Source organism: Curtobacterium sp. PhB170 (assembly GCF_003752345.1).
Classification (GTDB): domain Bacteria; phylum Actinomycetota; class Actinomycetes; order Actinomycetales; family Microbacteriaceae; genus Curtobacterium.
Map to the genome: position 1 here is coordinate 589,644 of NZ_RJUM01000008.1, position 24,726 is coordinate 614,369.

Annotated in this window: 25 protein-coding genes; 14 read left to right on the forward strand and 11 right to left on the reverse strand. The window is 70.9% G+C overall.

All coding sequences use genetic code 11. From position 1 onward, the window contains the following. Positions 1-103 precede the first annotated feature (103 nt). Positions 104-685, forward strand: a complete 582-nt coding sequence (locus EDF40_RS03290; protein ID WP_111084820.1) for a LemA family protein — start codon at positions 104-106, stop codon at positions 683-685. Positions 686-704: 19 nt separating this feature from the next. Next, the gene (locus EDF40_RS03295) at positions 705-1,607 is read left to right on the forward strand and encodes a M48 family metalloprotease (RefSeq protein WP_123340646.1); all 903 of its coding nucleotides are present in this window, start codon (positions 705-707) and stop codon (positions 1,605-1,607) included. Between the two features lie 6 nt (positions 1,608-1,613). Here EDF40_RS03295 and EDF40_RS03300 read toward each other — a convergent pair whose 3' ends face one another. Beyond that, on the reverse strand, positions 1,614-2,885 hold the full coding sequence (locus EDF40_RS03300; RefSeq protein WP_123340647.1) for a winged helix-turn-helix domain-containing protein: 1,272 nt from the start codon (positions 2,883-2,885) through the stop codon (positions 1,614-1,616). 92 nt (positions 2,886-2,977) lie between these two features. Between EDF40_RS03300 and EDF40_RS03305 the strand changes: the two genes are divergently transcribed. Together EDF40_RS03305 and ilvA are read left to right on the forward strand one after the other, a co-directional pair. Then, entirely contained in the window at positions 2,978-4,228 is a 1,251-nt protein-coding gene (locus EDF40_RS03305) for an AI-2E family transporter (protein ID WP_123340648.1), read from the forward strand. Between the two features lie 62 nt (positions 4,229-4,290). Further along, entirely contained in the window at positions 4,291-5,550 is a 1,260-nt protein-coding gene (gene ilvA / locus EDF40_RS03310) for a threonine ammonia-lyase (RefSeq protein WP_123340649.1), read from the forward strand. A 237-nt stretch (positions 5,551-5,787) separates the two neighbouring features. On the opposite strand, the gene greA is transcribed toward ilvA, so the two are convergent. Then, positions 5,788-6,276 (reverse strand): transcription elongation factor GreA, encoded by a 489-nt coding sequence (gene greA / locus EDF40_RS03315; RefSeq protein WP_111084815.1) that lies wholly within the window; start codon positions 6,274-6,276, stop codon positions 5,788-5,790. Between the two features lie 70 nt (positions 6,277-6,346). Continuing rightward, on the reverse strand, positions 6,347-6,847 hold the full coding sequence (locus EDF40_RS03320; RefSeq protein ID WP_165918729.1) for a DUF4307 domain-containing protein: 501 nt from the start codon (positions 6,845-6,847) through the stop codon (positions 6,347-6,349). Positions 6,848-6,870: 23 nt separating this feature from the next. Between EDF40_RS03320 and mca the strand changes: the two genes are divergently transcribed. Beyond that, a complete protein-coding gene (mca, locus tag EDF40_RS03325; protein WP_123340650.1) occupies positions 6,871-7,761 on the forward strand; it encodes a mycothiol conjugate amidase Mca in 891 nt (296 codons plus the stop codon). After that, on the forward strand, positions 7,758-8,063 hold the full coding sequence (locus EDF40_RS03330; RefSeq protein ID WP_123294745.1) for a hypothetical protein: 306 nt from the start codon (positions 7,758-7,760) through the stop codon (positions 8,061-8,063). The genes mca and EDF40_RS03330 overlap by 4 nt, the downstream gene beginning before the upstream one ends. Before the next feature lie 111 nt (positions 8,064-8,174). On the opposite strand, the gene EDF40_RS03335 is transcribed toward EDF40_RS03330, so the two are convergent. Continuing rightward, the gene (locus EDF40_RS03335; protein WP_111084811.1) at positions 8,175-8,882 is read right to left on the reverse strand and encodes a hemolysin III family protein; all 708 of its coding nucleotides are present in this window, start codon (positions 8,880-8,882) and stop codon (positions 8,175-8,177) included. 95 nt (positions 8,883-8,977) lie between these two features. Here EDF40_RS03335 and EDF40_RS03340 point away from each other — a divergent pair, with 95 nt between their 5' ends. The 3 genes from EDF40_RS03340 to EDF40_RS03350 all read left to right on the forward strand — a co-directional run bounded on the left by EDF40_RS03340 (position 8,978) and on the right by EDF40_RS03350 (position 12,785). Further along, positions 8,978-9,763, forward strand: coding sequence for an isoprenyl transferase (locus EDF40_RS03340; RefSeq protein WP_173170760.1), 786 nt, complete (start codon positions 8,978-8,980; stop codon positions 9,761-9,763). A gap of 160 nt (positions 9,764-9,923) precedes the next feature. Then, positions 9,924-11,033 carry an aminotransferase class V-fold PLP-dependent enzyme gene (locus EDF40_RS03345; protein WP_123340651.1) on the forward strand — a complete coding sequence of 370 codons (1,110 nt, stop codon included), beginning with the start codon at positions 9,924-9,926 and terminating at the stop codon, positions 11,031-11,033. A 390-nt stretch (positions 11,034-11,423) separates the two neighbouring features. Next, positions 11,424-12,785: a PhoH family protein gene (locus EDF40_RS03350; RefSeq protein ID WP_185002710.1), complete on the forward strand. Its 1,362-nt coding sequence runs from the start codon at positions 11,424-11,426 to the stop codon at positions 12,783-12,785. Positions 12,786-12,880: 95 nt separating this feature from the next. On the opposite strand, the gene EDF40_RS03355 is transcribed toward EDF40_RS03350, so the two are convergent. The 4 genes from EDF40_RS03355 to EDF40_RS03370 form a co-directional block, all read right to left on the reverse strand. Beyond that, positions 12,881-14,284, reverse strand: a complete 1,404-nt coding sequence (locus tag EDF40_RS03355) for an aspartate ammonia-lyase (protein WP_123340652.1) — start codon at positions 14,282-14,284, stop codon at positions 12,881-12,883. 161 nt (positions 14,285-14,445) lie between these two features. Further along, positions 14,446-15,060 (reverse strand): carbonic anhydrase, encoded by a 615-nt coding sequence (locus tag EDF40_RS03360; RefSeq protein ID WP_111084807.1) that lies wholly within the window; start codon positions 15,058-15,060, stop codon positions 14,446-14,448. A 76-nt stretch (positions 15,061-15,136) separates the two neighbouring features. Further along, positions 15,137-15,772, reverse strand: coding sequence for a DUF4245 domain-containing protein (locus EDF40_RS03365; RefSeq protein WP_123340653.1), 636 nt, complete (start codon positions 15,770-15,772; stop codon positions 15,137-15,139). Further along, positions 15,769-16,014, reverse strand: a complete 246-nt coding sequence (locus EDF40_RS03370; RefSeq protein WP_123340654.1) for an exodeoxyribonuclease VII small subunit — start codon at positions 16,012-16,014, stop codon at positions 15,769-15,771. Before EDF40_RS03370 ends, EDF40_RS03365 begins: the two co-directional genes overlap by 4 nt. A gap of 81 nt (positions 16,015-16,095) precedes the next feature. Here EDF40_RS03370 and EDF40_RS03375 point away from each other — a divergent pair, with 81 nt between their 5' ends. Continuing rightward, positions 16,096-16,851: an alpha/beta hydrolase gene (locus EDF40_RS03375; protein WP_123340655.1), complete on the forward strand. Its 756-nt coding sequence runs from the start codon at positions 16,096-16,098 to the stop codon at positions 16,849-16,851. Between the two features lie 25 nt (positions 16,852-16,876). Here the strand turns inward: EDF40_RS03375 and xseA are convergent, their stop codons facing one another. Next, positions 16,877-18,139, reverse strand: coding sequence for an exodeoxyribonuclease VII large subunit (gene xseA, locus EDF40_RS03380; RefSeq protein ID WP_123340656.1), 1,263 nt, complete (start codon positions 18,137-18,139; stop codon positions 16,877-16,879). A gap of 125 nt (positions 18,140-18,264) precedes the next feature. Here xseA and EDF40_RS03385 point away from each other — a divergent pair, with 125 nt between their 5' ends. Beyond that, entirely contained in the window at positions 18,265-19,329 is a 1,065-nt protein-coding gene (locus EDF40_RS03385; protein WP_374102062.1) for a 4-hydroxy-3-methylbut-2-enyl diphosphate reductase, read from the forward strand. Continuing rightward, the gene (locus EDF40_RS03390; RefSeq protein ID WP_123340657.1) at positions 19,326-20,090 is read left to right on the forward strand and encodes a DUF6264 family protein; all 765 of its coding nucleotides are present in this window, start codon (positions 19,326-19,328) and stop codon (positions 20,088-20,090) included. Before EDF40_RS03385 ends, EDF40_RS03390 begins: the two co-directional genes overlap by 4 nt. Before the next feature lie 99 nt (positions 20,091-20,189). On the opposite strand, the gene EDF40_RS03395 is transcribed toward EDF40_RS03390, so the two are convergent. Beyond that, the gene (locus tag EDF40_RS03395; protein ID WP_123340658.1) at positions 20,190-21,449 is read right to left on the reverse strand and encodes a M18 family aminopeptidase; all 1,260 of its coding nucleotides are present in this window, start codon (positions 21,447-21,449) and stop codon (positions 20,190-20,192) included. Positions 21,450-21,613: 164 nt separating this feature from the next. Then, entirely contained in the window at positions 21,614-22,642 is a 1,029-nt protein-coding gene (gene fbaA / locus EDF40_RS03400; RefSeq protein WP_123340659.1) for a class II fructose-bisphosphate aldolase, read from the reverse strand. Between the two features lie 89 nt (positions 22,643-22,731). Between fbaA and glpX the strand changes: the two genes are divergently transcribed. Continuing rightward, positions 22,732-23,721: a class II fructose-bisphosphatase gene (gene glpX, locus EDF40_RS03405; protein ID WP_123340660.1), complete on the forward strand. Its 990-nt coding sequence runs from the start codon at positions 22,732-22,734 to the stop codon at positions 23,719-23,721. Between the two features lie 71 nt (positions 23,722-23,792). Continuing rightward, positions 23,793-24,689, forward strand: coding sequence for a hypothetical protein (locus EDF40_RS03410; protein WP_123340661.1), 897 nt, complete (start codon positions 23,793-23,795; stop codon positions 24,687-24,689). Positions 24,690-24,726: the final 37 nt, after the last annotated feature.

The window sequence follows — 24,726 nt, forward strand, 5'->3', positions numbered from 1 at the left end:
CCTGATGGTCGACGCGAGCACCGCGGACGCGTCGGTAGACTTCACGACGGCCGTCCAGGCCACGCAGCACCGCGGATCCGAACGCGAGAAGGAGCACCCGAGCATGGACACCGGACTCGTCACGACGCTGATCGTCGTCGGAGTGGTGGTGGTGATCCTGGTCATCATCGGGATCTACCTCTGGGTGACGTACAACTCGCTCGTCACGCTCAAGGTCCGTGTGGACGAGGCCTGGAGCGACATCTCGGTGCAGCTGAAGCGGCGCGCCGACCTGATCCCGACCATCGTCGACACGGTCAAGGGGTACGCCACCCACGAGAAGGCCGTCTTCGACGACGTCACCAAGGCGCGCTCCGAGACCCTGACGGCCGGTGACGCCGGCACGGCCTCCGCGGCCGAGGGACACATGCAGAAGGCGCTGAAGAGCGTGTTCGCGGTCGCCGAGGGGTACCCGCAGCTGCAGTCGAGCCAGAACTTCCTGCAGCTGCAGACCGAGCTCGTCGACACCGAGGACAAGATCCAGTCCGCCCGGCGCTTCTACAACGGCGGCGTGCGCGAGCTGAACACGAAGATCCGGGTCTTCCCGAACTCCACGTTCGCCAAGCGACGGGGCTTCGCCGAGGCGACGTTCTTCGAGACAGCCGAGCCGGCAGCCATCGCCGAGCCGCCGCGCGTCCAGTTCTGACCCCAGCCTCGCAGCTGCCGTGTACAGCGCCATCGCGCGGAACAAGCGCAACACCGTCGTCATCGTCCTGGTCTTCCTGCTGATCATCGGCGCGCTCGGGTTCCTCGGCGGCTACCTGGCGGGGAACGTTTCGATCGGCGTGATCGTGCTCACCGTCGCCCTGGGCTACGCGGTGCTGCAGTACTTCTTCGCCGCTCGGCAGGCGACCGCCATCGCCGGTGGCATCGAGATCGACCGCACCTCCGAACCGCGGCTCTGGCGGACGGTCGAGAACCTGGCGATCTCGACCGGCATGCCGATGCCCCGGGTCTACGTCATCCAGGACCCGTCGCCGAACGCCTTCGCCACCGGGCGCGACCCGGAGCACGCCGTGGTCGCGGCGACGACCGGGCTGCTCCAGATCATGGACGACCAGGAGCTCCAGGGTGTGATGGCCCACGAACTCGGGCACGTCCGCAACTACGACATCCGGGTCTCGACGATGGTGTTCGGGCTGGTGGTCGCCGTCGGCCTGATCGCCGACGTGCTCCTGCGCATCTCGATCTTCAGCGGCCTGTCCGGCGGCCGGAACCGCAACTCGGACAACGGCGGTGGCGCGAACCCGGTACTGCTCATCGCCGGCATCGTGGCCGTCGTCGTGGCGCCGATCGCCGCCGCGGGCGTGCAGGCCGCGGTGTCCCGGCAGCGCGAGTACCTCGCCGACGCCACCGGTGCGATGACGACCCGTCACCCCGAGGGCCTCGCCCGGGCGCTCGAGAAGCTCGGCGCGTACGGCCGACCGATGCAGACGCAGAACTCGTCGATGGCGCACCTGTGGATCGCCGACCCGATGCGCCCCGGCGTGATGGACCGGCTGTTCTCGACGCACCCGCCGCTGCCGGACCGCATCGCACGGTTGCGGGCGAACGCCGACCGCTTCTGAGCCCGGTCAGGCCTCGACGGGGTCGAGTTGTTCCGTGGGTTCGGGGGCATCGGCGTCGTCGACGGCTTCGTGCGGGACCAGCGGGAGGCCGAGCGCACCGGCGACCGCGGCCGCAGCCGTGCCCCGATCGGTGACCTCGACCTCGTCGAGTCCCTGCCAGGCAGCGGTGCGTCGGAGGGTCTCGGCCAGCCGCTCGGCATCGAGGTGCTCGCCGGGCTCCTGCCACGCGGTCCGGACCCGCAGCACGCCGCGCTGCCGGTCGCTCTTCAGGTCGACCCGGCCGACGAGGCAGTCGTCCTGCAGCACGGGCAGCACGTAGTACCCGAACACACGCTTCGGCGCCGGTGTGTAGATCTCGATCCGGTAGTGGAACCCGTACATCCGCTCCGCCCGCCGGCGGAACCACACGACCGGGTCGAACGGGCTGAGCACCGCGTCGGCGGTCAGCTGCCGGGGCACCCGGGCATCGGGGTGGAGCCAGGCCCGCTCACCCCAGCCCTCGACCCGCACGGGCAGGAGCTCGCCGGCAGCGGTGAGCTCCGCGATGGCGCCGGCGGTGTCGTCCGACCGCAGTCGGTAGTAGTCGGCGATGTCCGCTCGGGTGCCGACCCCGAGGGCGCGGGTGGCGTACCGGACGAGTTCGAGCACTGCGGCAGCGCGCGGCGGTGCCGTCTCGAGGAACCCGGCCGGCAGGACCTGCTCGGGCAGGGCGTACACGCGCTCGAAGCCCGACCGTCCGGCGCTCACGGCCTCGCCCCAGCGGAACATCTGCTCGAGCCCGAGTTTCACGTCGCTCCAGCCCCACCACGGACCACGGCGCACGTTCGACTCGTGCTCGACCGCGCTGGCCCGCATCGGCCCCTCGGCACGCAGGAGCGCGTGCAGCTCGCGTCGGACCCCGGCGGTGCGGGTGACGCCGTCGATCCGGGTCGGGCCGGCGTCGCGCTCCCGCAGGGCGTCCATCCGCCAGCGGAACAGCCGCAGGTCGTCGCGCGGGATGAGGGCTGCCTCGTGCGCCCAGTACTCGGTGTAGGGCCCGGACCGGCCGAGGGTCAGTCGGTCGAGCGTGGACCGGTCGTACGCCCCCAGCCGTGCGAAGAGCGGCAGGTAGTGGCTGCGCTCGAACACGTTCACCGAGTCGATCTGCAGCAGCCCGAGCCGGGCGAACGCAGCGTTCACCGCACGCGTCGAGACGTCCGTCGCCGGTGGCCGACCGAACCCCTGCGCGGCGAGGGCGACGCGGCGGGCTTCTGCGGCGGAGAGCGAGGACCTGACCATGCGGCGACGCTACCGAACCCCGCCGACAGCGCGGCGTCCGAACGTATGCCGTATCTGGAACGCGAGGACGTGCCGATCGCTAGGATCGGCGCATGGCCTGGGGAAAGAAGACACCGCACGCGGATCCCGTCGTCGTCGATGACGCGGTGCCGCCCGGCATGCGGATCGCCGGTGCGTGGTCGTGGCGGATCCTCGTCGTGGTCGGCGTCGTCGCGGTGGTCATCTACCTGGTGACGCTGTTCAGCGAGATCCTCATCCCGTTCCTCATCGGCATCGTCGTCGCCGCGCTCCTGGTCCCGCTGTCGAACTGGATGCAGCGCCACCACGTGCCGAAGTGGCTCGCCGTCATCGTCAGCCTGGTCGGTGGGCTCGCCGCCGTCGGGGCGCTCATCTGGCTCGTCGTCGACCAGATCGCCGCCGCCTACCCGTCGCTCCGCGACCGCACCCTGTCGCAGTACGACAACATCCGCGACTTCGTGCTCAGCTCCGGGCTCGGGATCAGTCAGAAGGACCTGAACTCCTACCTCAACCAGGCGACCGACTGGCTGCAGAGCAACTCCGGCTCGATCCTGTCCGGAGTGGCCAGCGCGGGGTCGTCGCTGACGCACATCCTCACCGGCCTGTTCATCGTCATCTTCACGGTGATCTTCCTGCTCATCGACGGCAAGAACGTCTGGCGCTGGACGGTCCGGCTCTTCCCGAAGAACGCCCGCAGCGCGATCGACGGCGCCGGGGTCGCCGGCTGGACGACGTTGACGAGCTTCATCCGGGTGCAGATCTTCGTCGCGTTCGTCGACGCCGTCGGCATCGGCCTCGGTGCGTTCTTCCTGCAGCTGCCGCTCGTCGTGCCGATCGCGGTCTTCGTGTTCCTCGGGTCGTTCATCCCGGTCGTCGGCGCGATCGTCACCGGGTTCCTGGCGGTGTTCGTCGCCCTGGTCTTCAACGGCCCGGTGGCGGCCGTCATCATGCTCGGCGTGATCCTCGTCGTGCAGCAGGTCGAGGGACACATCCTGCAGCCGCTCGTCATGGGCAGCGCCGTCAAGGTGCACCCGCTCGCCGTCGTCCTCGGGGTCACCGCGGCGTCGGGTCTCGCGGGCATCGCGGGCGCGTTCTTCGCCGTCCCGCTCATCGCCACCGTCAACTCCATGGTCACGACCATCTCGAGCGGCCGGTGGAAGACGATGGACTCCGACCACGTGCTCGAGGCCAAGCAGGACGCGCACGATGAGAACGTCCGGACCAAGCGCCGGCGCAAGATCCTCAAGCTGCGCAAGCGCCGTGGCGACGTCCCGAAGCCGGGCACCGACGAGCAGCCGACCGCGGTCAAGGGGACGGCAGGCTGACGCTGAACGATCCCTCGTGTCACGGGTTCGCCGCGGACGCCCGGAACGACGATGATGGGGGAGTGACCGACACCAGCGCCTCCCAGCACACGCTCGCCGCGATCCCCACCCTCGCGGACATCGAGACGGCGCGGGAGACCATCTCGGGCGTCGCGCGCGTCACCCCGATGGAGACCTCGCAGTTCCTGGCCGAGGTACTCGGCTCACCGGTGCACCTGAAGTGCGAGAACCTGCAGCGCACCGGCGCGTACAAGGTCCGCGGCGCCTACAACCGCCTGTCCACCCTGTCCGAGGAACAGCGCGCCAAGGGCGTCGTCGCGGCCAGTGCCGGCAACCACGCCCAGGGCGTCGCCCTCGCCGCCCGCGAGCTCGGCATCCCGGCGACGATCTTCACCCCGGTCGGCGTCGCGCTGCCGAAGCTGCAGGCCACCCGCCACTACGGCGCCGAGGTCGTGCTGCGCGGCCACTCGGTGGAGGAAGCCCTGAGCGCCGCCAAGGACTTCGCCGCGCACACCGGAGCGGTCTTCATCCCGCCGTTCGACCACCCCGCCGTCATCGCCGGCCAGGGGACCCTCGGCCTCGAGATCATCGACCAGGTGCCCGACGTCGACACCGTCGTCGTCCCGATCGGCGGCGGCGGGGTCATCTCCGGCATCGCCCTCGCCGTCAAGGGCATGGCCGAGCGGCTCGGACGACCGATCAAGGTCATCGGGGTGCAGGCCGAGAACGCCGCTGCCTACCCGTCGTCGATCCGCGCCGGCGAGCCCGTCACCATCACGACGACACCGACGATCGCCGACGGCATCGCGGTCGCCCGCCCCGGCGACCTGAACTTCCCGATCATCCGCGACCTGGTCGACGACATCGTCACGGTCTCCGACGACGACACCGCCCGCGCCCTGCTCGTGCTGCTCGAGCGTGCGAAGCTCGTGGTCGAGGCCGCCGGAGCCGTCGGTGTCGCCGCGATCATGTCCGGCGCCGTCCGCGACACCGGGCGCACCGTCGTGCTGCTGAGCGGCGGCAACATCGACCCGCTCATGATGGAGCGTGTGATCACCCGCGGTCTGGTCGCCGCGTCGCGCTACATCGGCATCCGCATCATGTTGCCGGACCGTCCTGGCCAGCTCGCCCGGGTCGCCCAGGTGATCTCGGACGCCGGCGCGAACGTGGTCGAGGTCCTGCACACCCGCCACGGACAGGGCCTGGTCATCAACGAGGTGGCCCTCGACCTGTCGATCGAGGCGCGCGGCCCCGAGCACGCACAAGAGGTCATCCAGCGCCTGCACGAGGTCGGCTTCCGCCCGGAGCTCCTCGAGCACTAGTCCTGCGCACGCGTCCTGCGCCGACGGGCGGTGCGACAACGTCGACGTCGTGCGACACCGAGAACGTCGTTCTTGCGCGCGTGCAACTGTTGCGGCCGCTGGGGAGCGACATCGTCGCTGTCGCACGACGTCGGTGGTGTCGTTCCGAGTCAGGCGCGGGCCGTGGACGCGACCGACAGACGGACAGGAGGCCCGTGGCGGTGTCGCCCCGGGCCTCCTGTCCGTCTGTGGTGCTGCCTACGGCTCGTAGCGCTCGATCTTGACGACCTCGACCGCGATCTCCTTGCCGTTCGGAGCCGTGTAGGTGGCCTTGTCGCCGGCCTTGAGGCCGACGATCGCCGCACCGACGGGGCTGACCGGGCTGTAGACCGTCAGGTCGGAGCCCTCGGCGACGATCTCGCGGCTGCCGACCAGGAACGTCGACTCGTCGCCCGCGATGACCGCGGTGACGACGGTGCCGGGCTCGACCGTGCCGTCGAAGACGGCTTCGCTGACGGTCGCGTGCTTGAGGAGGTTCGTGAGGACGCGGATGCGCGCCTCGATCTTGCCCTGCTCGTCCTTGGCGGCGTGGTAGCCGCCGTTCTCCTTGAGGTCGCCCTCTTCGCGAGCGGCCTCGATGCGGCGCGCGATCTCGGCACGGCCCTCGCCGCTCAGCTCGTCGAGCTCCGCCTGGAGACGGTCGTGCGCCTCCTGGGTCAGCCAGGTGACCTGCGTGTCGTTGCTCATCTTCTGTCCCTTCGACCATGAAAAACGAGACCGGCCGAGTGGTCGGTCTCGAGAGGCGAATCAGGACAGTCTAGGGAATCCAGCAGTCGTGGATCAAGCCGGTGACGCCTCGGGTCGTGGTCGTCACCTCGGTGCTGACACTGCGGGTGCGCTGCTCGGACGGGGCGAGGGTGATCTCCTTCCAGCCCACGATCGAGTAGCTCTTGTCGAGGACCTGGACGGCGCACTTCGCCCGGACGCCCGGGTCGACGGAGACCTGCGAGTGCACGACCGTGCTGTGCTGGGAGAGGACCTCGTACCCCACGACGTCGTCGGTGAGGCCGCGGTCGGACTGGTCGAGACCCGCCCAGATCACCCAGGCGGCGAACACCACGACCACGGCGATGGCGGCGGTGATCGCGACGGCCTTGCTGCGGCGCGCGCGGGCCGGGGTGCGGCCGTAGCGGTCGTCGAGGGTGGCGGTGTGGTGCTGTTCGGACAGTTCGGGGCTCCCGGGGTGATTATCCTGATCCCAGGGTAGTTCACGCGTCGCTGTGCACTTCCCGTCCCCGCTCGTCCTCCGCTCGCCCACGCTCACCCACGTGAGGAAGTCCCGTGCCGTACCGCTTGCTGGCCGTCCACGCCCACCCCGACGACGAGTCGAGCAAGGGGGCGGCGACCGCGGCGAAGTACGTGGCCGAGGGGCACGAGGTCCTGGTCGTGTCCTGCACCGGGGGCGAGGCCGGCGACATCCTCAACGACCAGCTCGGCGAGCCCGCGACGAGCCGTGCGCACCGCGACATGGCCGGGTACCGCCGCGGTGAGATGGCCGCCGCGCAGGCAGCACTCGGCATCGACCACCTGTGGCTCGGCTACCACGACTCCGGGCTGCCCGACGCCGAGAAGGGCGAGACCGTCCGGCCCGGCACGTTCTCGACCGTGCCGCTCGAGTACAGCACCGAGGCGCTCGTCCGGGTCATCCGCCGGTTCCGTCCGCACGTGCTCGTCACCTACGACGAGAACGGCGGCTACCCGCACCCCGACCACATCCGCACGCACGAGGTGTCCGTCGCCGCGTGGAGCGCCGCGGCCGACCCCACTGCGTACCCCGCGGCCGGCGAACCGTGGTCGATCGCGAAGCTCTACTACGAGCGCACGATGAACCCGCGCCGCTTCCGCACGATCTTCGAGGCGCTGCAGGACCGCGACCCGGACAGCCCCGCGATCGAGCAGCTGCGCGAGTGGGTCGAGCGGTTCGCCGACCGGCCCGACCTCGCGACCACGCACGTCGACGTGCACGAGTACTTCGACCAGCGCGACGCCGCGCTCCGTGCCCACGCCAGCCAGGTGGCACCGGACAGTGCGTTCTTCTACTGGCCGAACGACCTCCTCGCCACGGTGTGGCCGACCGAGGACTACCAGCTCGTGGAGGCCCGCGTGCCGACCGAGCTCCCGGAGACCGATCTGTTCGCCGGGATCCCTGCCGACAAGGAACCGACCCCGTGAGCTCCATCGCGGCGGCACTCGCCGCCACCCCCAGTCCCAGCCCCAGCGTCGTGCCGGACGTGAACGTCACCCCCGGTGTGGTCGGGTTCATCGCCATCGCGCTCGTGGCGATCGCGACGATCGTCCTGGTCGTGGACATGACCCGGCGCATCCGCCGGACGCGCTACCGGTCGGAGATCCGCGAGCGCCTCGAGGCGGAAGCGAACGGCACCGCGGTCGACGGTCCGGCGACGGACGAGTCGGAGCGGCGTGCGGCCGAGGACGGCCGAGCCGACGTCGGGGACGACACCGAGCGCGGTTGACGCGCAGCTGCGTGTACCTGGATGGATCGGGCGTACCTGGTCGAGAGTTCCGGGTGAGTACGACCGGAACGACCAGGCATCGCGCGCGTCCTGGGAAGGAACGTGCGACCGTCAGCGCACCGGGTCCAGGGCGACGATGAGCACGCCGACCCACTGCGCGCCGAAGGCCACGACCGTCAGGGCGTGGAACACCTCGTGGAAGCCGAACTGGGTCGGCACCGGGTTCGGCCGCTTGAAGCCGTAGACCAGCGCGCCGACGATGTAGGCGACGCCGCCGGACAGGATGAGCACGGTCATCGGGACGCTCGCCGCGAAGAACTGCGGCAGCAGCCCGAGCGCCGCGCACCCGAGCACCAGGTAGATCGGCACGTACAGCCACCGGGGTGCGTTGATCCACAGCACCCGGAACGCGATGCCGAGGGCGGCGCCGGACCACATCACCCAGAGCACGACCACCATCAGGGTGTGCGGCAGGGCGCAGATCGCGATCGGCGTGTAGGTGCCGGCGATGAGCAGCAGGATGTTCGTGTGGTCGATGCGCTTGAGCACCGCCTTGACGGTCGGCCCCCACGGGAACCGGTGGTACGTCGCGGAGACCCCAAACATGGCCAGCGACGTGGCCATGAACACCGCGCTGCCGACCTTCGCCGCGGTGCTGTCGGCCAGGGCGATGAGGACGATGCCCATCGCGATGGCGAACGGGAACGCACCGAGGTGGATCCACCCGCGCCAGGCGGGGCGGGTGTCCTCCGTGGTCGTCGCGGCCTCTTCGGTGAACGGGACGTGGGGGAGGGTGGCGGTCTCGTGCTCGTCCTGCATGTGCCGACTGTAAGCCCCGCGCCCGAACGGATGCCACGAGTTCTGGGGGAGCCGCACTCGGGACGCTCCGACCGACGGTGCACTACGCTCGGTGCGTGACCGGCAGGGTGGGATGGGCAGGACGAGGGATCCTCTACCGCGCCTACCAGAGCCGCATCCGCCGCCAGATCGAGGGCAGCGCGAAGCCGAAGCACGTCGCCATGATCGTCGACGGCAACCGTCGGTGGGCGAAGCAGCTCGGGCTCGAGTCCGCCGCGCACGGCCACCGCGCCGGCGCCGCGAAGATCCCGGAGTTCCTGACCTGGTGCGACGAGCTCGGCATCGAGGTCGTGACGCTCTACCTGCTCTCCGCCGACAACCTGACCGGACGTGCCGGAGCGGAACTCAGTGAGCTCGTCGGCATCATCGGCGACCTGGCCGGGGTGCTCGCCGACACCACGGACTGGCGCGTCCAGCACGTCGGGTCGAACGAGGGGCTGCCCGATTCGCTCGTGTCCGCGCTCGCGCAGGCCGAGGAGCGCACCGCCGGCCGGACCGGACTCCACATCAACCTGGCCGTCGGGTACGGCGGACGCCGCGAGATCGCCGACGCCATGCGCAGCATCGTGGAGTCGCACGGCGCGGGTGGCGGCACGATCGACACCCTGGCCGAGGTCCTGACCCCCGAGCTCATCGGCGACCACCTGTACACGCAGGGACAGCCCGACCCCGACCTGGTGATCCGGACCTCGGGCGAGCAGCGGCTGTCCGACTTCATGCTCTGGCAGAGCGCGCACAGCGAGTTCTACTTCGTCGAGGCGCTCTACCCCGACCTGCGCGAGGTCGACTTCCTGCGTGCCGTCCGCGACTTCGGGCTGCGGTCGCGACGCTTCGGCGGCTGAACCGGCTGAACCGGCTGGGGCGGCTGAGGCGGCTGAGGCGGCTGACCCGGCTGACCCGGCCCACACCGCGCACGGAGTGGCCACGTCCCGCGTCGCGTCGGCCGCGGCAGCCCCGTCCCAGTAGGCTCTCAGGGTTCGACACTGTGAAAGGTGCACCCCTGTGAACATCGACGAGTACGCCGCCGGCTTCTCCGAGGACCCCGGCTACCTCGACCACGCTGCGTTCGGCCCCGTGCAGACCGCCGTGCTCGAGGAGCAGCGCGTGCTCGGCACGATCCAGGAGCACATGCGCTTCGGCGCCATGGAGACCCTCGACGAGCAGGACGCCCGAGTCAGAACGGTCGCCGCCCGCTTGGTCGGTCGCCGCGAGGACCAGGTCGTCTCGCAGACCGCGACGACCCCCGGTCTGCTGCACACCGCCTTCGGCCTGACCGGCGGCGTGCTGGTGTCGGCCGACGAGTACCCGTCGCTGCCGCTCGCGCTGGCGAGTGCCGCCTCGGCGACCGGCGGCCGCGTCCAGCCCGTCGTCATCGAGTCCGGTGCCGGGTGGATGACCCCCTCGCTCATCCAGGAGCGCCTGACCGACGACGTGACGGCCGTGGCGGTGTCGCTGGTCGACTGGCGCACCGGCTACCTGGCCGACCTCGCCGGCATCCGCGAGGTCATCGGCGACCGCCTGCTGATCCTCGACGCGATCCAGGGCTTCGGGGTCGTCGACGCGCCCTACGAGATCGCGGACGTCGTCGCGACCGGCGGCCAGAAGTGGCTGCACGCCGGCTGGGGCACGGGATTCACCGCCTTCAGCGACCGTGCCCTGAACCGCCTGCGTCCGGCGCTGTCCGGCCCGCACGGCACCACCGGCTGGCCCGTGGACGTCCCCGCCGTGCGCCCGGGTGCCGCCGGCTACCAGATGACCCGCATCGACCCCATCGCGCAGGCACGCCTCGCGGTGTCGCTGGACCGGCTGACCGCCGTCGGTGTCGCCGCCGTGCAGGAGCGCGTCACCGAGCGCGTCGAGCGCGTGTTCGCGATCGCGGACGAGTTCGGGCTCGAGGTCGAGTCCAGCCGCGACCCGCGCGAGCGCGCCGGCATCGTCGTGCTGCGGCCGGCCGAGGGGCGCCTGACCGCGCTGTCCGCGGCGCTGCACAACCACGGCGTGACCGCGACGACGCGGCTCGGCGTCGCGCGGGTGTCGGTGTTCGCCTCGACGACGGACGAGACGCTGGACATGTTCCGGGACGCCTGCGTCTCGTACGCCACGCTGCGGTAGCGCGCGCCCGCCGCGCCCGCCACGCCCGCCGCGCCGAGTCTCGGTCTGAGCGACAGTTCTCGCACCGCAGAGCGCGAGAACTGTCGCTCACCGCGAGTCTCGGGGCAGCGTCGCCGAGTCTCGGCTTGCACCATGACGGACGGGAGGCGCGTGGCGGCGCCGCCACGGGCCTCCAGACCGGCGGTCGGCCACGTCGACTGCCGGAGTCACGTTGTTCACGTGACCGTAACGCCGGAAACCGCGTGTCGCTGGCGGGGGGTCGGAGGGCGGACGTACGTTGTCCCCATCGGGCACCGCGCCCGATCGAAGCGGCCACAGTCGGTGCTTCGGGACCCGCTCCACGGCCGCGTTCGAGGACATGGACCGGGCTGCTCGCGGCCCGGGGATGGAGTGGTCGTGACCTCTCAGAACGTCTCTCGCGGAACCCAGCACCAGCACACCGCGGACTCGTCCACGTCGGTCGCCCAGCGCACGTACGTGCTCGACACATCGGTGCTCCTCAGCGATCCGCGGGCGTTGTTCCGCTTCGCCGAGCACGCGGTGGTCCTGCCCGTGGTGGTCGTCAGCGAACTCGAGTCGAAGCGCAACGACCCGGAGATCGGGTACTTCGCGCGGCAGGCCCTCCGGCTGCTGGACGAGATGCGCATCGAACACGAACGGCTCGACTTCCCGATCGCGCTCGGTGACGGCGGTTCCTTCCGCGTCGAGCTGAACCACTCCAACCAGTCCGTCCTGCCGTCCGGGCTGCAGCTCGGCGACAACGACTCCCGCATCCTCGCCGTCGCCTCGAACCTGCAGAACGACGGGCTCGACGTGGTCGTCGTGTCGAAGGACCTGCCCCTGCGCGTCAAGGCGTCGTCGATCGGCATGGCGGCCGAGGAGTACCGCGCCGAGCTCGCGGTCGACTCCGGCTACACCGGCATCGCCGACCTGCAGGTCTCCGGCGAGCAGATGGCCGACCTGTACGAGAAGGAGGAGATCCGCTCCGTCCAGCTCGACGGCGTGCCGGTCAACACCGGTGTCGTCATCCACTCCGAGCGCGGTTCGGCCCTCGGGCGCGTGCACACCGCCGGTTCCGTCGCCCTGGTCCGTGGCGACCGCGAGGTCTTCGGGCTGCGCGGCCGCTCCGCCGAGCAGCGGCTCGCGATCGACGCGCTGCTCGACTCCGAGATCGGCATCGTGTCCCTGGGCGGCAGCGCCGGCACGGGCAAGTCCGCATTGGCCCTGTGCACCGGGCTCGAAGCGGTGCTGGAGCGGCAGCAGCACAAGAAGATCATGGTGTTCCGACCGCTGTACGCCGTGGGTGGCCAGGACCTCGGGTTCCTGCCCGGTGACGCCGGCGAGAAGATGAACCCGTGGGCGCAGGCGGTCTACGACACCCTCGGGTCGGTGGTATCCGACAACGTCCTCGACGAGGTGATCGAGCGCGGCTTGATCGAGGTGTTGCCCCTCACACACATCCGCGGTCGGTCCCTGCACGACGCGTTCGTGATCGTCGACGAGGCACAGTCGCTCGAACGGAACGTGCTGCTCACCATGCTCTCCCGCATCGGGCAGAACTCCCGCGTGGTGCTCACCCACGACGTCGCGCAGCGCGACAACCTGCGGGTCGGACGGCACGACGGCATCGCGAGCGTCATCGAGCGGCTCAAGGGCCACCCGCTGTTCGCCCACGTCACGCTGACGCGGTCGGAGCGCTCCGCGATCGCCGCCCTCGTGACGGACCTGCTGGACTCGCCCGACCTGGTCTAGCGCCCGGCTGTTCCCCACACGCGAAAGCGACAGATCTCCGCGAACAGTTCGCGGAGATCTGTCGCTTTCGCGTGTGGGGTCAGCGCGGCAGGGGGTCAGTTCGGGTGGGTCATGGACAGGACGTCCAGTGCCGCGTCGAGCTGCTCCTCGGTGACCTCGCCACGCTCGACGTGTCCGAGTGCCACGACGGCCTGGCGGACGGTGATGCCCTCGGCGACGGCGTACTTCGCGACCTTCGCCGCGGCCTCGTAGCCGATGACCCGGTTGAGCGGGGTGACGATCGACGGCGACGACTCGGCGAACGCCCGGGCCCGCTCGAGGTTCGCCTGCAGCCCGTCGATGGTCTTGTCGGCCAGCACCCGCGAGCTGTTCGCCAGCAGACGGATCGACTCGAGCAGCGCCGTCCCCATCACGGGGATCGCGACGTTGAGCTCGAACGCACCGGACGCACCCGCCCAGGCGATGGTGGCGTCGTTGCCGATGACCCGCGCGCCCACCATCAGGGTGGCCTCGGGGATGACCGGGTTGACTTTGCCGGGCATGATCGACGAGCCCGGCTGCAGGTCGGGGATGTGCAGTTCGCCGAGCCCGGTGTTCGGGCCGGACCCCATCCAGCGCAGGTCGTTGTTGATCTTCGTCAGGCTGACCGCGAGCACCTTGAGCGCCCCGGAGGCCTCGACCAGGGCGTCGCGCGCGCCCTGGGCCTCGAAGTGGTCGACGGCCTCGGTGATCGGCAGGTCGGTGTCGCTCGCGAGTTGGGCGATGACCCGCTGCGGGAAGCCCTTCGGGGTGTTGATGCCGGTGCCGACGGCGGTGCCGCCGAGCGGGACCTCGGCGACGCGGGGGAGCGTCGCGGTGACCCGCTCGATGCCCAGGCGGATCTGGCGTGCGTAGCCACCGAACTCCTGGCCGAGGGTGACCGGGGTGGCGTCCATCAGGTGCGTGCGGCCGGACTTCACGGCGTCGGCCCACAACGTGGCCTTGGTCTCGAGCGACTCGGCGAGGTGCTCGAGCGCCGGGACGAGCGAGCGCAGCAGGGCTTCGGTCACGGCGACGTGCACCGAGGTCGGGAACACGTCGTTCGAGGACTGCGAGGCGTTGACGTGGTCGTTCGGGTGCACCGCGGTGCCGCCGATGTCCGATGCCAGCGTGGCCAGGACCTCGTTCATGTTCATGTTCGACGAGGTGCCGCTGCCGGTCTGGTACACGTCGACGGGGAACTGGTCGTGGTGCTGCCCACCGATGATCAGGTCCGCCGCGCCCGCGATGGCGTCGGCGACGGCGGGCTCGACGATGCCGAGCTCGCCGTTCACGATGGCCGCAGCGCGCTTGATGCGGGCGAGCGCCACGATCTGGGCCGACTCGAGCCCGGTGCCCGAGATGGGGAAGTTCTCGACAGCGCGCTGGGTCTGGGCGCGGTACAACGCCGACTTCGGCACCCGCACCTCGCCCATGGTGTCGTGCTCGATGCGGAACTCGGTCTCGGTGGTGTCGGTCACGTCGTCGTGGTCCTTCCTGGGGTGCTCGCCGGACGCGGTCGCGTCGGGGGACTGCGCCGGCGCACGAGGTCTCCGTGGGTCACGGAACCGGCGCCGGGCGTCTCGTTCGACTGTACCGGTGCGACGGATGTGGGACGTGCGGGTGCGGCGCCGAGGGGCCGTCAGGCGTTGCCGACCACCGTGTCGATCGTGACCTCGCCCGTGCCGAGGTCGTAGGTCGCGCCGACGACGGCCAGCCGGCCCTCGGCGATCGCGTCGGAGACGGCACCGGAGCGCTCGAGCACCTGGCGGAGCGTGGCCTCGAGGTGGGCGGCGCCGATCGCTTCCTGCGGGAGCTCGGCGTCGGTGGCACGGACCTTCTCGACGCTCGGGGCGATGGCGTCGACCAGGGCCTGCAGGTGCGGCGCGGGGACCGGCTCACCCGAGCGGGCCGCGGCGACGGCACCGCACCGGGTGTGGCGCAGGACGACGACGAGCGGGGTGCCGAGCGCGACGACCGCGAACTCGATCGACCCGAGCACGACGTCGTCGACGATCTGCCCGGCGTTGCGGATGGCGAAGAGGTCGCCGATGCCCGCGTCGAACACGTGCTCGAACGGCACGCGCGAGTCGGAGCAGCCGAGGACGGTCGCGAACGGCGCCTGCGACCCCTGGAGCTCGGTGCGGCGGTCGGGGTCCGTGCGGCCCATGCGGCGCTTGTCGGCGGCGAAGCGGGCGTTGCCGTCGACGAGCAGGCGCAGGGCGTCGGACGGGGTGGAGGCGGCACGGTCGGGCATGGGGCTCCTCGGATCGGGTCGGATCAGGTCGAGTGGTCGGGCTGCGGGGTGTCCGGCAGGATCCGTCCGGCGGTCGCTACTGGGAGAACTGCTTGGTCACGGCCGTGGCCACGGTGCGGTACGACGAGTCGTCGGCGGTGCCGGAGAGCACGATCGTGTTGGTGCCGAACGTGGACACGAGCGAGTACGCGTGGTTGCCGGCGTCGGAGCCCTCGGCTCGTCGGTCGTACACGGTCCACTTCGTGCCGTCGATGACGCGCGTGCCGGTGGACGGTCGCTGGTCGAGCTGGTTCGAGACCCACGAGCCGTTCGCGTCGACCCCCTGCTGCAGGCTGAGGTACTGCTTGTCCGGGGTCACGAACCCGACGGTCCAGACGTCGACGTCGTCCGAGGTCTTGTCGGAGAAGTCGGCCCGGTTCGACGTGAAGCCGCTCGGCAGGTCGGGGGCGGCGAGGGTGATGTCGCCGACGTGGGCATCGGCCGCGATCTGCTGGTAGTCGACGGTGCGGTCGACCGTGGTGTTCGGCCGCACGACGACGGCGACGAGGAACAGCACGATGCCGAGCGACGCGATGAGCGCGATCACCAGGTTGAAGGCCGTCTGGTGCTGGCGGCGAGCGGTCCGTGCGGCGTCCTTGCGTGCCCAGGTCTCCTCTGCCGTCTCGGGTCGGCCGAGCTCGGCGACGATCGGGCGACCGTTCGCGTCGGTCATCGGGCGGAGCCGTCCTCGGCGTTGCTGGCAGCACGGGCCGCGTCGAGCCGGGCCCGAGCGCCGACGAGCCACTCTTCGCAGCGGGCGGCCAGGGCCTCGCCACGCTCCCAGAGCGACAGCGAGCGCTCGAGGGTCGCGGAGCCCTGTTCGAGCTCGCTCACGACGCGCACGAGTTCGTCGCGGGCTGCTTCGTAGCTCAGCGACTGGACGTCGGTCTGCTCGGGTTCCTGCTGGGATGGCACGACTCGATCTTACCGAGGGTCCACCGACTGACCGACGTGCCCGCTGCGCCTGGGGAGAACACCGGCCGGTAGGGTCGCGCCATGACAGATCTCCCCGAGGGCGTGGACTGGTACCCGGCACCGGACGGACCGAGCGCGGGGCGCGACGGGCTGCCGGACCGACCCTCGCTCGCGGTCGTCCTGCCCGGGGGCGGGTACGGCATGCACGCTCCGCACGAGGGGGAGGGGTACGCCCGCTGGCTGAACGGGATCGGCATCGACGCGGTCGTGTTCGCGTACCCGCTCGCCCCGCACCGCCACCCGGACGCCGTGGTGGCGACCCGAGCGCTCGTCCGCGACCTGCGTGCCGGACGCTGGGCGGGCCTCCCGTCCGATCCGCGGATCGTCGTGATCGGTTCGTCGGCAGGCGGGCACCTGGCGGCCCTCGTGTCGAACGCACCGACGCCGGCCGAGCGCGCCGTGTCGGACGTCGACGACCGACCCGACCTGACGGTGCTCTGCTACCCGGTGACGTCGATGACGGACCACCCGCACGTCGGCAGCGCCGACAACCTGCTCGGATCGGGCGCGAGCGTCCGCGAGCGGTCCGCGGTGGACGCGGACCTGCTCGTCGACGACCGGACCCCGCCGACCTTCCTGTGGCACACGGCCGAGGACGAGCACGTGCCGGTGACGCACTCGCTGTCCTACGCACACGCGCTGGCGCGGCACGGGGTGCCGTTCGACCTGCACGTGTTCGAGCGCGGGGTGCACGGCATCGGGCTCGCCGAGGGCCTCGGGCCGGCCGAGGCGTGGAGCACGCTGGCGACGACCTGGCTGCGCGACCGCGGCTGGTGACCAGGCCGTCGGCAATCCCGACGCGTCAGGCGCCCGAACCCGACCCGGTCGAACCCGACCCGTCGGGACCCGGCCCGTCCGGCTCGAGCGTTCCGGTCGCCGTCCCCGCGCCGAGCGTGACGTGCACCGGCGTCTGCCCGGTCAGGTCGTCGGACGACCGCACCACGCCGCCGTCGGCCCGCTGCACGATCGCGTAGCCGCGGCGCAGGGTGTCGCGCGGCGACAGCGCACGGAGCCTGGCGGTCAGGTGCCCGACCTCGGAGTGGCCCCGCTCGAGCCGACGATCGAGCAGCTCCCGCGACCGGGAGAGGTCGCGGGCCACTTCCTCCGCACGGGTGTCGACGAGCCACGCCGTCGACGCGAGCGCGGGGCGTGACCGGAGTGCTGCGATCCGGTCGGCCTCGACCGCGAGCGTCTGCGACAACCGCAGGCCGATGCGGGCGCGGGCCTGCCGGACGTTCGCGAGCTCCTCCGCGACGTCGGGCACGACGCGCTTGGCGGCGTCGGTGGGGGTGGAGGCACGGAGGTCCGCGACCTCGTCGAGGATGGGACGGTCGGCCTCGTGCCCGATGGCCGACACGATCGGTGTGCTCGCTGCTGCTGCTGCGCGGACGAGTCCTTCGTCGCTGAAGCCGAGCAGGTTCTGGAAGTCGCCGCCACCACGGGCGATGATGATGACGTCCACCGTCGGGTCGGCGTCGAGCTCGAGGATCGCCGCCGTGACCTCGCCCACGGTGCGCTCGCCCTGCACCGCGGTGTGGACGGTGCGGAACTCGACCTGCGGCCACCGGAGCTGCGCGTTGCGCTTGACGTCCTTCTCGGCGTCGGAGTCCTTGCCGGTGATCAGGCCGATGCGGTGCGGCAGGAACGGCAGGCGCTTCTTGCGTGCGGGATCGAACAGCCCCTCTTCGCCCAGGGTCCGGCGCAGGCGTTCGAGCCGTTCGAGCAGGTCACCGAGGCCGACGTGCTTCATCTCGACGACCTGCATGGTGAGCGAGCCGCCCTTGACCCAGTAGTTCGGCTTGACGGCCGCGACGACCCGGTCGCCCTGCTTGATGTCCGCCGGCACCCGGGACCGCACGCTCGACCAGATCGAGAACGACACCGTCGCATCGACCTCGACGTCCTTGAGCTTGCCGTACACGTTGCCGCCGGCGACGTTCCACTGCGTGATCTCGCCCTCGATCCACGCGGTGCCCAGCCGATCGATCCAGTCGCGGAGCTTCGCGCCGAGGAGCGCGACCGGCCACGGGTTGTCGGCCGTCGGCGGGCCTTGTTCGATCGCCATGTCGCTCCTTCTCGTGCTGGACGTCCATCGTGCCCGACACCGGTGACAGCGGGCGAGCGGCAGGTTCTCCACAGCCGGCCCCCGCGCCCAGGTCGCGTGCGTCCCGCTCACCTATCATCGGGGACGTGACGATCACCAACGGCCACACGGTCCCGCTCGCCCCTCCGCGTGTGCACGCGGCGCGTGGGCGACTGCGTGACGAGCCGGTCGCCGGTCCGAAGAAGGTGCTGCTCGCGGCACCCCGCGGCTACTGCGCCGGGGTGGACCGAGCGGTGGTGGCGGTCGAGAAGGCGCTCGAGCAGTACGGCGAGCCCGTCTACGTCCGCAAGCAGATCGTCCACAACGTCCACGTCGTGTCGACCCTCGAGCAGCGCGGTGCGGTGTTCGTCGACGACGTCGCCGAGGTCCCGCGCGGTTCGCACGTCGTCTTCAGCGCCCACGGCGTCTCGCCGGCCGTCGTCGCCGGTGCTGCCGACCGCGACCTGCACGCCATCGACGCCACCTGCCCCCTGGTCACCAAGGTCCACCGCGAGGCCACCCGGTTCGCCAAGGCCGAGCGGACCATCATCCTGATCGGGCACACCGGCCACGAAGAGGTCGAGGGCACGATGGGACACGCCCCCGACCGCACGATCCTGGTCAACGGACCGGACGACGTCGCCGCGCTCGACGTCCCCGACCCCGACAACCTCGTCTGGCTGTCGCAGACCACGCTGAGCGTCGACGAGACGATGGAGACCGTCCGCCTGCTGCGCGAGAAGTACCCCACGATCGCGAACCCGCCGTCCGACGACATCTGCTACGCCACCCAGAACCGCCAGGTCGCCATCAAGAAGGTCGCCCCGGGCACCGACCTGGTGATCGTCGTCGGCTCCGCGAACTCGTCGAACAGCGTCCGTCTGGTCGAGGTCGCCCTGGAGCACGGGGCGAAGGCCGCGCACCGCGTCGACTACGCGGAGGAGATCCGCCAGGAGTGGCTCGACGGCGTCGCCACCGTCGGCGTCACGAGCGGTGCGTCCGTCCCCGAAGAGCTCGTCGCCGAGGTCCTCGAACAACTCGCCGACGCCGGGTACGGCGCCGTGGAAGAAGTCGTGACCGCACACGAAGACCTGATGTTCTCGCTCCCGAAGGAGCTCCGCACCGACGCGTCGGGCAACCCGACGCGCGCGCTCGGCGGGCGTCGGGCATGAGCGGCGCGGACGGCTGGGGCTCGGTGCCGCAGCGCGAGCCGGGTCAGGTCGACGACACGGCGGCAGCCGGCCAGGAGGCCCGGGGCACGTCCCCGACGACGGCCGCCGGTGCCGTCAGCGGCCGGGTCCACGGCCGACCCGCCCCCGCGTACGGCGAGTACGCGCCCGAGGGATGGGTCAACCCGGTCCTGGTCGAACAGGAACGACAGGAGCGCGAGCAGCAGGAGCGCGACCGCCGCCAGCAGGCGGCGAGCCAGGCCGGGCAGGACGGCGCGACCGCGTACCGGTCCGGTGCCGGTGCGCCGACCGGCACCGTGCCTCCAGGCCGACCCGGCGCAGCCGGCGACCCGACCACGGGCGGGTCGCAGCGGTCCGCGTCGACGAGCCGGTTCGGCCGCACGCCCGCCGACTTCGTCCTGACGGTCGGGCTGCTCGCCTTCGGACTCATCTCCGTGGTGCAGTCCCTCGCGGTGACCAACGTCGCGTCGACGGTGCGTCGGACCCTCGAGACGCAGTACACGGCGCTGAACGACCCGAGTGCACTGAGCGGTGCCGCGATCATCGGGGCGATCACGAACGTCGTGGTCTTCGCGCTCGTGGCGTGGTGGTCGATCCGCCGGCTCCGGGCACGCAAGCGCACGTTCTGGGTGCCGATCGTCGGCGCGGTCGTGGCCACGTTCGTGAGCACCATCGCGTTCGTCGTCGTGGTGTTCCAGGACCCGCAGTTCGTGGAGTTCATGATGCGCCAGGCCGGCGCCTGACCCGAGCCGGGTACGCGCCGACCCGGAACGACGTTCTCGATGTCGTGAGACGTCGAGAACGTCGTTCCGCGTGGGCGACCGGGTCCAGCCGGTCAGGGCTCAGCCGGCCAGGAACGCCGCGACGGCGCCGTGCAGTGATGCCAGGTCCTCGACGTGCACGAGCTCGCGGATCGAGTGCATCGACAGCAACCCGACGCCGATGTCGATCGTCGGGATCCCGAGCCGGGTCGCTGCGATCGGGCCGATGGTCGAGCCACCGGGGATCGTGTTGACGTTGACGAACGGCTGCCACGGCACCCCTGCGGTGTCGCACGCGGCGGCCCAGACGGCCTCGCCCTTGGCCTCGGTCATGTAACGCTGGTTCGCGCTGATCTTCAGCAGCGGACCGGCTCCGGGGCGCGGACGGTTCGTCGGGTCGTGCTTCTCCGACTGGTTCGGGTGCACCAGGTGACCGGCGTCGCTCGAGAGCAGCCACGAGGCGCGGAACGCCCGGGCGGCCTCGGAGCGGGTGGCGCCGAGACCCTCCTGCACGCGGACGAGGACGTCCTCGAGGAACGGGCCACCGGCACCGGACGGGGTCGAGGAACCGATCTCCTCGTGGTCGAACGCTGCGAACACGGGGATGTGGTCGCCGTCCGCCGGGGCGTCCACGATGCCGCGGAGCCCGGCGTGCACGCTCGTCAGGTTGTCCATCCGGCCCGACGCCAGGAACTCGCGCTCGATGCCGATGCGGGCGGGGGCCTGGGTGTCGGCGAGGAAGAGGTCCCACGAAACTGCATCGTCTCCGAGGCGAGCGCGCAGCCACTCCACGACCGAGGTCCCGCCGGCGTCGCCGTCCACGCCGACGATCGGCAGCGTGTGGCGCTGGCGGTCGATCTCCTTGCCGTCGTTCACCCCGCGGTCGAGGTGGATCGCGAGGTTCGGGATGCGGGCGACGGCATCGGTGCTGACGAGCCGCACGCTGCCGTCGGCGTCGACGACCCGGCCGGCGATGCGCAGGTCGCGGTCGAACCACGTCGACAGGAGCGCGCCGCCGTAGACCTCGACGTTCAGCTGCTCCCACCCGCCGGTGCGGACTCCGGGGTTCGGCTTGATCCGGAACCCGGGGGAGTCGGTGTGTGCGCCGAGGATCCGGAACGGGGCCGTCGCCGTTGCACCCTCCGGCAGGCGCCACGCGATGACCGCACCGTCGCGGACCACGACGTACGCGCCGGGTCCGGTGGGCCAGGCGTCGAGCTCGGACAGCTCGGTGAACCCGGCTGCGAGGAGGCGGTCGCGGGCGGCCGCTGCCGCGTGGAACGCGGTGGGCGACTCGGTGACGAACTGGGCGAACTCGGAGGCGATGGCGTCGACGGTCACCTGCCCATCGTGGCACGTGGCGAGCGTGGCGGAGGCGAGCCGGGCCTCCAGACCGACCGTCGAGACGCCGTCGTCATCGCATGACGCCCCCGGAACCGCGAGACGCCGCCGGAATCCGCGGTGTTCCGCGGACACGACGGCGTCTTGCGCCGGGACGGACCTGCTCAGCCCTTGGTGTGACCGGCGGAGCCGAGCACCTTCGCGGCCTCGCCCACGCGAGCCGCCATGGCGGACTCGGCGACCTTGCCCCAGGCGCGGGGGTCGTACTGCTTCTTGTTGCCGACCTCGCCGTCGATCTTCAGGACACCCTCGTAGTTCCGGAACATCGAGTCCGCGATCGATCGGGTGAACGCGTACTGCGTGTCCGTGTCGATGTTCATCTTGATGACGCCGTTGCGGACGGCCTCGTGGATCTCGTCGTCGGTCGAGCCGGAGCCGCCGTGGAAGACGAGGTCGAGCGGGTTCTCGCCCGTGCCGTGCTTGGCCGCGACCGAGGCCTGGATCTCGCCGAGGAGTTCGGGGCGGAGCTTGACGTTGCCCGGCTTGTAGACGCCGTGCACGTTGCCGAAGGTGAGCGCGGCGATCCAGCGCCCCTTGTCGCCCAGGCCGAGCGCGTCGACGACCCGCTCGACGTCGTTCGGGGTCGTGTACAGGGCGTCGTTCGTGCCCTCGTGCTCGACGCCGTCCTCTTCGCCGCCGACGACGCCGATCTCGACCTCGAGGATCGCGTTGATGTTCCGCGTCTTCTCGATCATGGTCTTCGCGATCTCGATGTTCTCGTCGAGCGGCACGGCCGAGCCGTCCCACATGTGCGACTGGAAGATCGGGTTGCGGCCGGCGCGGACCTCTTCCTCGCTCGCCGCGATGAGCGGCAGGACGAAGCCGTCGAGGGCGTCCTTGGGGCAGTGGTCGGTGTGCAGCGCGACCGTGATGTCGTAGTTCTTCGCGACCTCGTGGGCGAACTTCGCCATCGCGAGGGCACCGGCGGCACGGTTCTTGATCGTCTGGCCGGCGAAGTAGTCGGCACCGCCCGTCGTGACCTGGAGGATGCCGTCCGAGCCGGACTCCTGCAGGCCCTGGAGGACCGCGTTGATGGTCTGCGACGAGGACACGTTGACCGCGGGGTACGCGAACTTGCCCGCCTTCGCGCGTTCGATCATCTCGGCGTACTGTTCCGGCGTTGCGATGGGCACGTGGATCTCCTTCGACTTCGGTGATGTCCCCGCCGATCGTAGTCAGCCGGACTGGAGTGTGACTCGACGGCGGTCGGTAAGCTCGGGTCGTGACTCCCTCTACGGAAACCGGCTCCCTGTTCCTCCAGCCCGACCGCAACCTGGCCCTCGAGCTCGTGCGTGCGACGGAGGCCGCCGCGATCCGTGCGCAGCCGTGGGTCGGGCGTGGTGAGAAGAACCTCGCCGACGGTGCCGCGGTCGACGCGATGCGCAAGTTCCTCGGCACGGTGAACTTCGACGGTGTCGTCGTCATCGGTGAGGGCGAGAAGGACAACGCCCCGATGCTCTACAACGGCGAGCACGTCGGCAACGGCCACGGCCCGGCCTGCGACATCGCGGTCGACCCGATCGACGGCACCTCGCTCACCGCCGCCGGCCGTCAGAACGCCATCTCCGTCATGGCCGTCTCGGACCGCGGTTCGATGTACGACCCCTCCGCCGTGTTCTACATGGACAAGATCGCCGCCGGCCCCGAGGGCCGCGGGGTCCTGGACCTCGAGAAGCCCATCGGCGAGAACATCCGCGCGCTGGCGAAGGCCAAGGGCAAGGACCTCGAGGACATGGTCGTGGCCGTGCTCGACCGTCCCCGTCACGACGAGTTGATCCGCGCGATCCGTGCGACCGGTGCCGGGACGCGTCTGCTGCTCGACGGTGACGTCGCCGGTGGCATCGCCGCGGCGCTGCCCGGCTCGACGATCGACATGTGCGTCGGCGTCGGTGGCACCCCCGAGGGCATCATCACGGCGTGCGCGATCAAGGCGCTCGGCGGTGTGATCCTCGGCAAGCTCCAGCCCAAGGACGACGAGGAGCGCGAGCGCGCCGTCGCCGCCGGCCACGACCTGGACAAGGTCCTCGACCAGGACGACCTGGTCACGGGTGACAACACGTTCTTCGTCGCCACCGGCGTCACCGACGGCGTCCTGGTCGACGGTGTCCGTCGCTCGCGCGGTGTCATCCACACCGACTCGCTCGTGCTGCGGTCGCGCTCGAACACCATCCGTCGCATCCAGGCGGACCACCGTGCGGAGAAGTGGTTCTAGGCAGAACTTCCTTCCGCCGTCTCGGGGCGTCGCCGGTCCGCCGTCGGCGCCCCGTTGCATAGGCTCGACGCATGACTGTCACCACGGCACGGATCGTCGGACTGGACACCGCAGGCATCCGCACCCTGCGTGCGCAAGCGGACGGCACGGACGACCGCCTGCCGCACGTCGTGCCGGTGGCGCCTGACCTCGGGGTGATCCTCGCCGATGACGACGGCTCGGTCCTCACCACGTCGGCGCTCGCCGAGATGGGGTGGACGGACGAGGACGTCCTGCGTGCGGCCGTTGCTGCTGCGCAGGAGCAGGCCGGCGGTGACGTCGCGGTGATCCAGCCCGGCACGATCGTCATCCAGGACCCTGACCTCGCCGTGGTGCTCGTGCTCGCACCGCAGACGTTCCAGGGCATCGAGCTCCGCGGCAGCGCAGTGGTCTTCCCGGTGGCGCCGACGACGTTCATCGTCACGGGAGACCAAGACGAGGACGGGCTCCGAGTCGCGGCCGGTGTCGCCCAGCAGATCCTGGCCGACGACGAGGGCGAGGTCCTGAGCGGACCGCCCATGGTGCTGCGCGCTGACGGGTGGGTACGGTTCGAGCACCCCTCGCTCGACGGGGAACTGCGGACGATCCGAGCGCTGTGGACGTCGACGGTCGCGAACCTGCAGCAGGACGACCTGCAGGCGTCGTTCGATCGCCGGGGCGAGGAAGTGCACGTCGCTGCGGTGTCGGTTGCGCGGCTCGCCGAGGACTCCCCGGCCTTCTCGTACTCGTCGTGGACCCAGGACGTCGAGACGATCGTCGCCGCGGTCGACACCGTGGTGCTCGTCACACTCGACGGCCAGACGCAGCCCGTGCCCTTCGGTCGGCTCCGGGAGTTGGCGACCGACCTGATCGACGAGCTCGACGTCCGCCCCGCCCGGTACCGGCTCCGAGGGTTCCCGGAGCTCGGTGCCATCCGCGCAGCCCTCTGACGCCGTGGCCGCGTCGGGGGCACGCGTCCACGTCGAT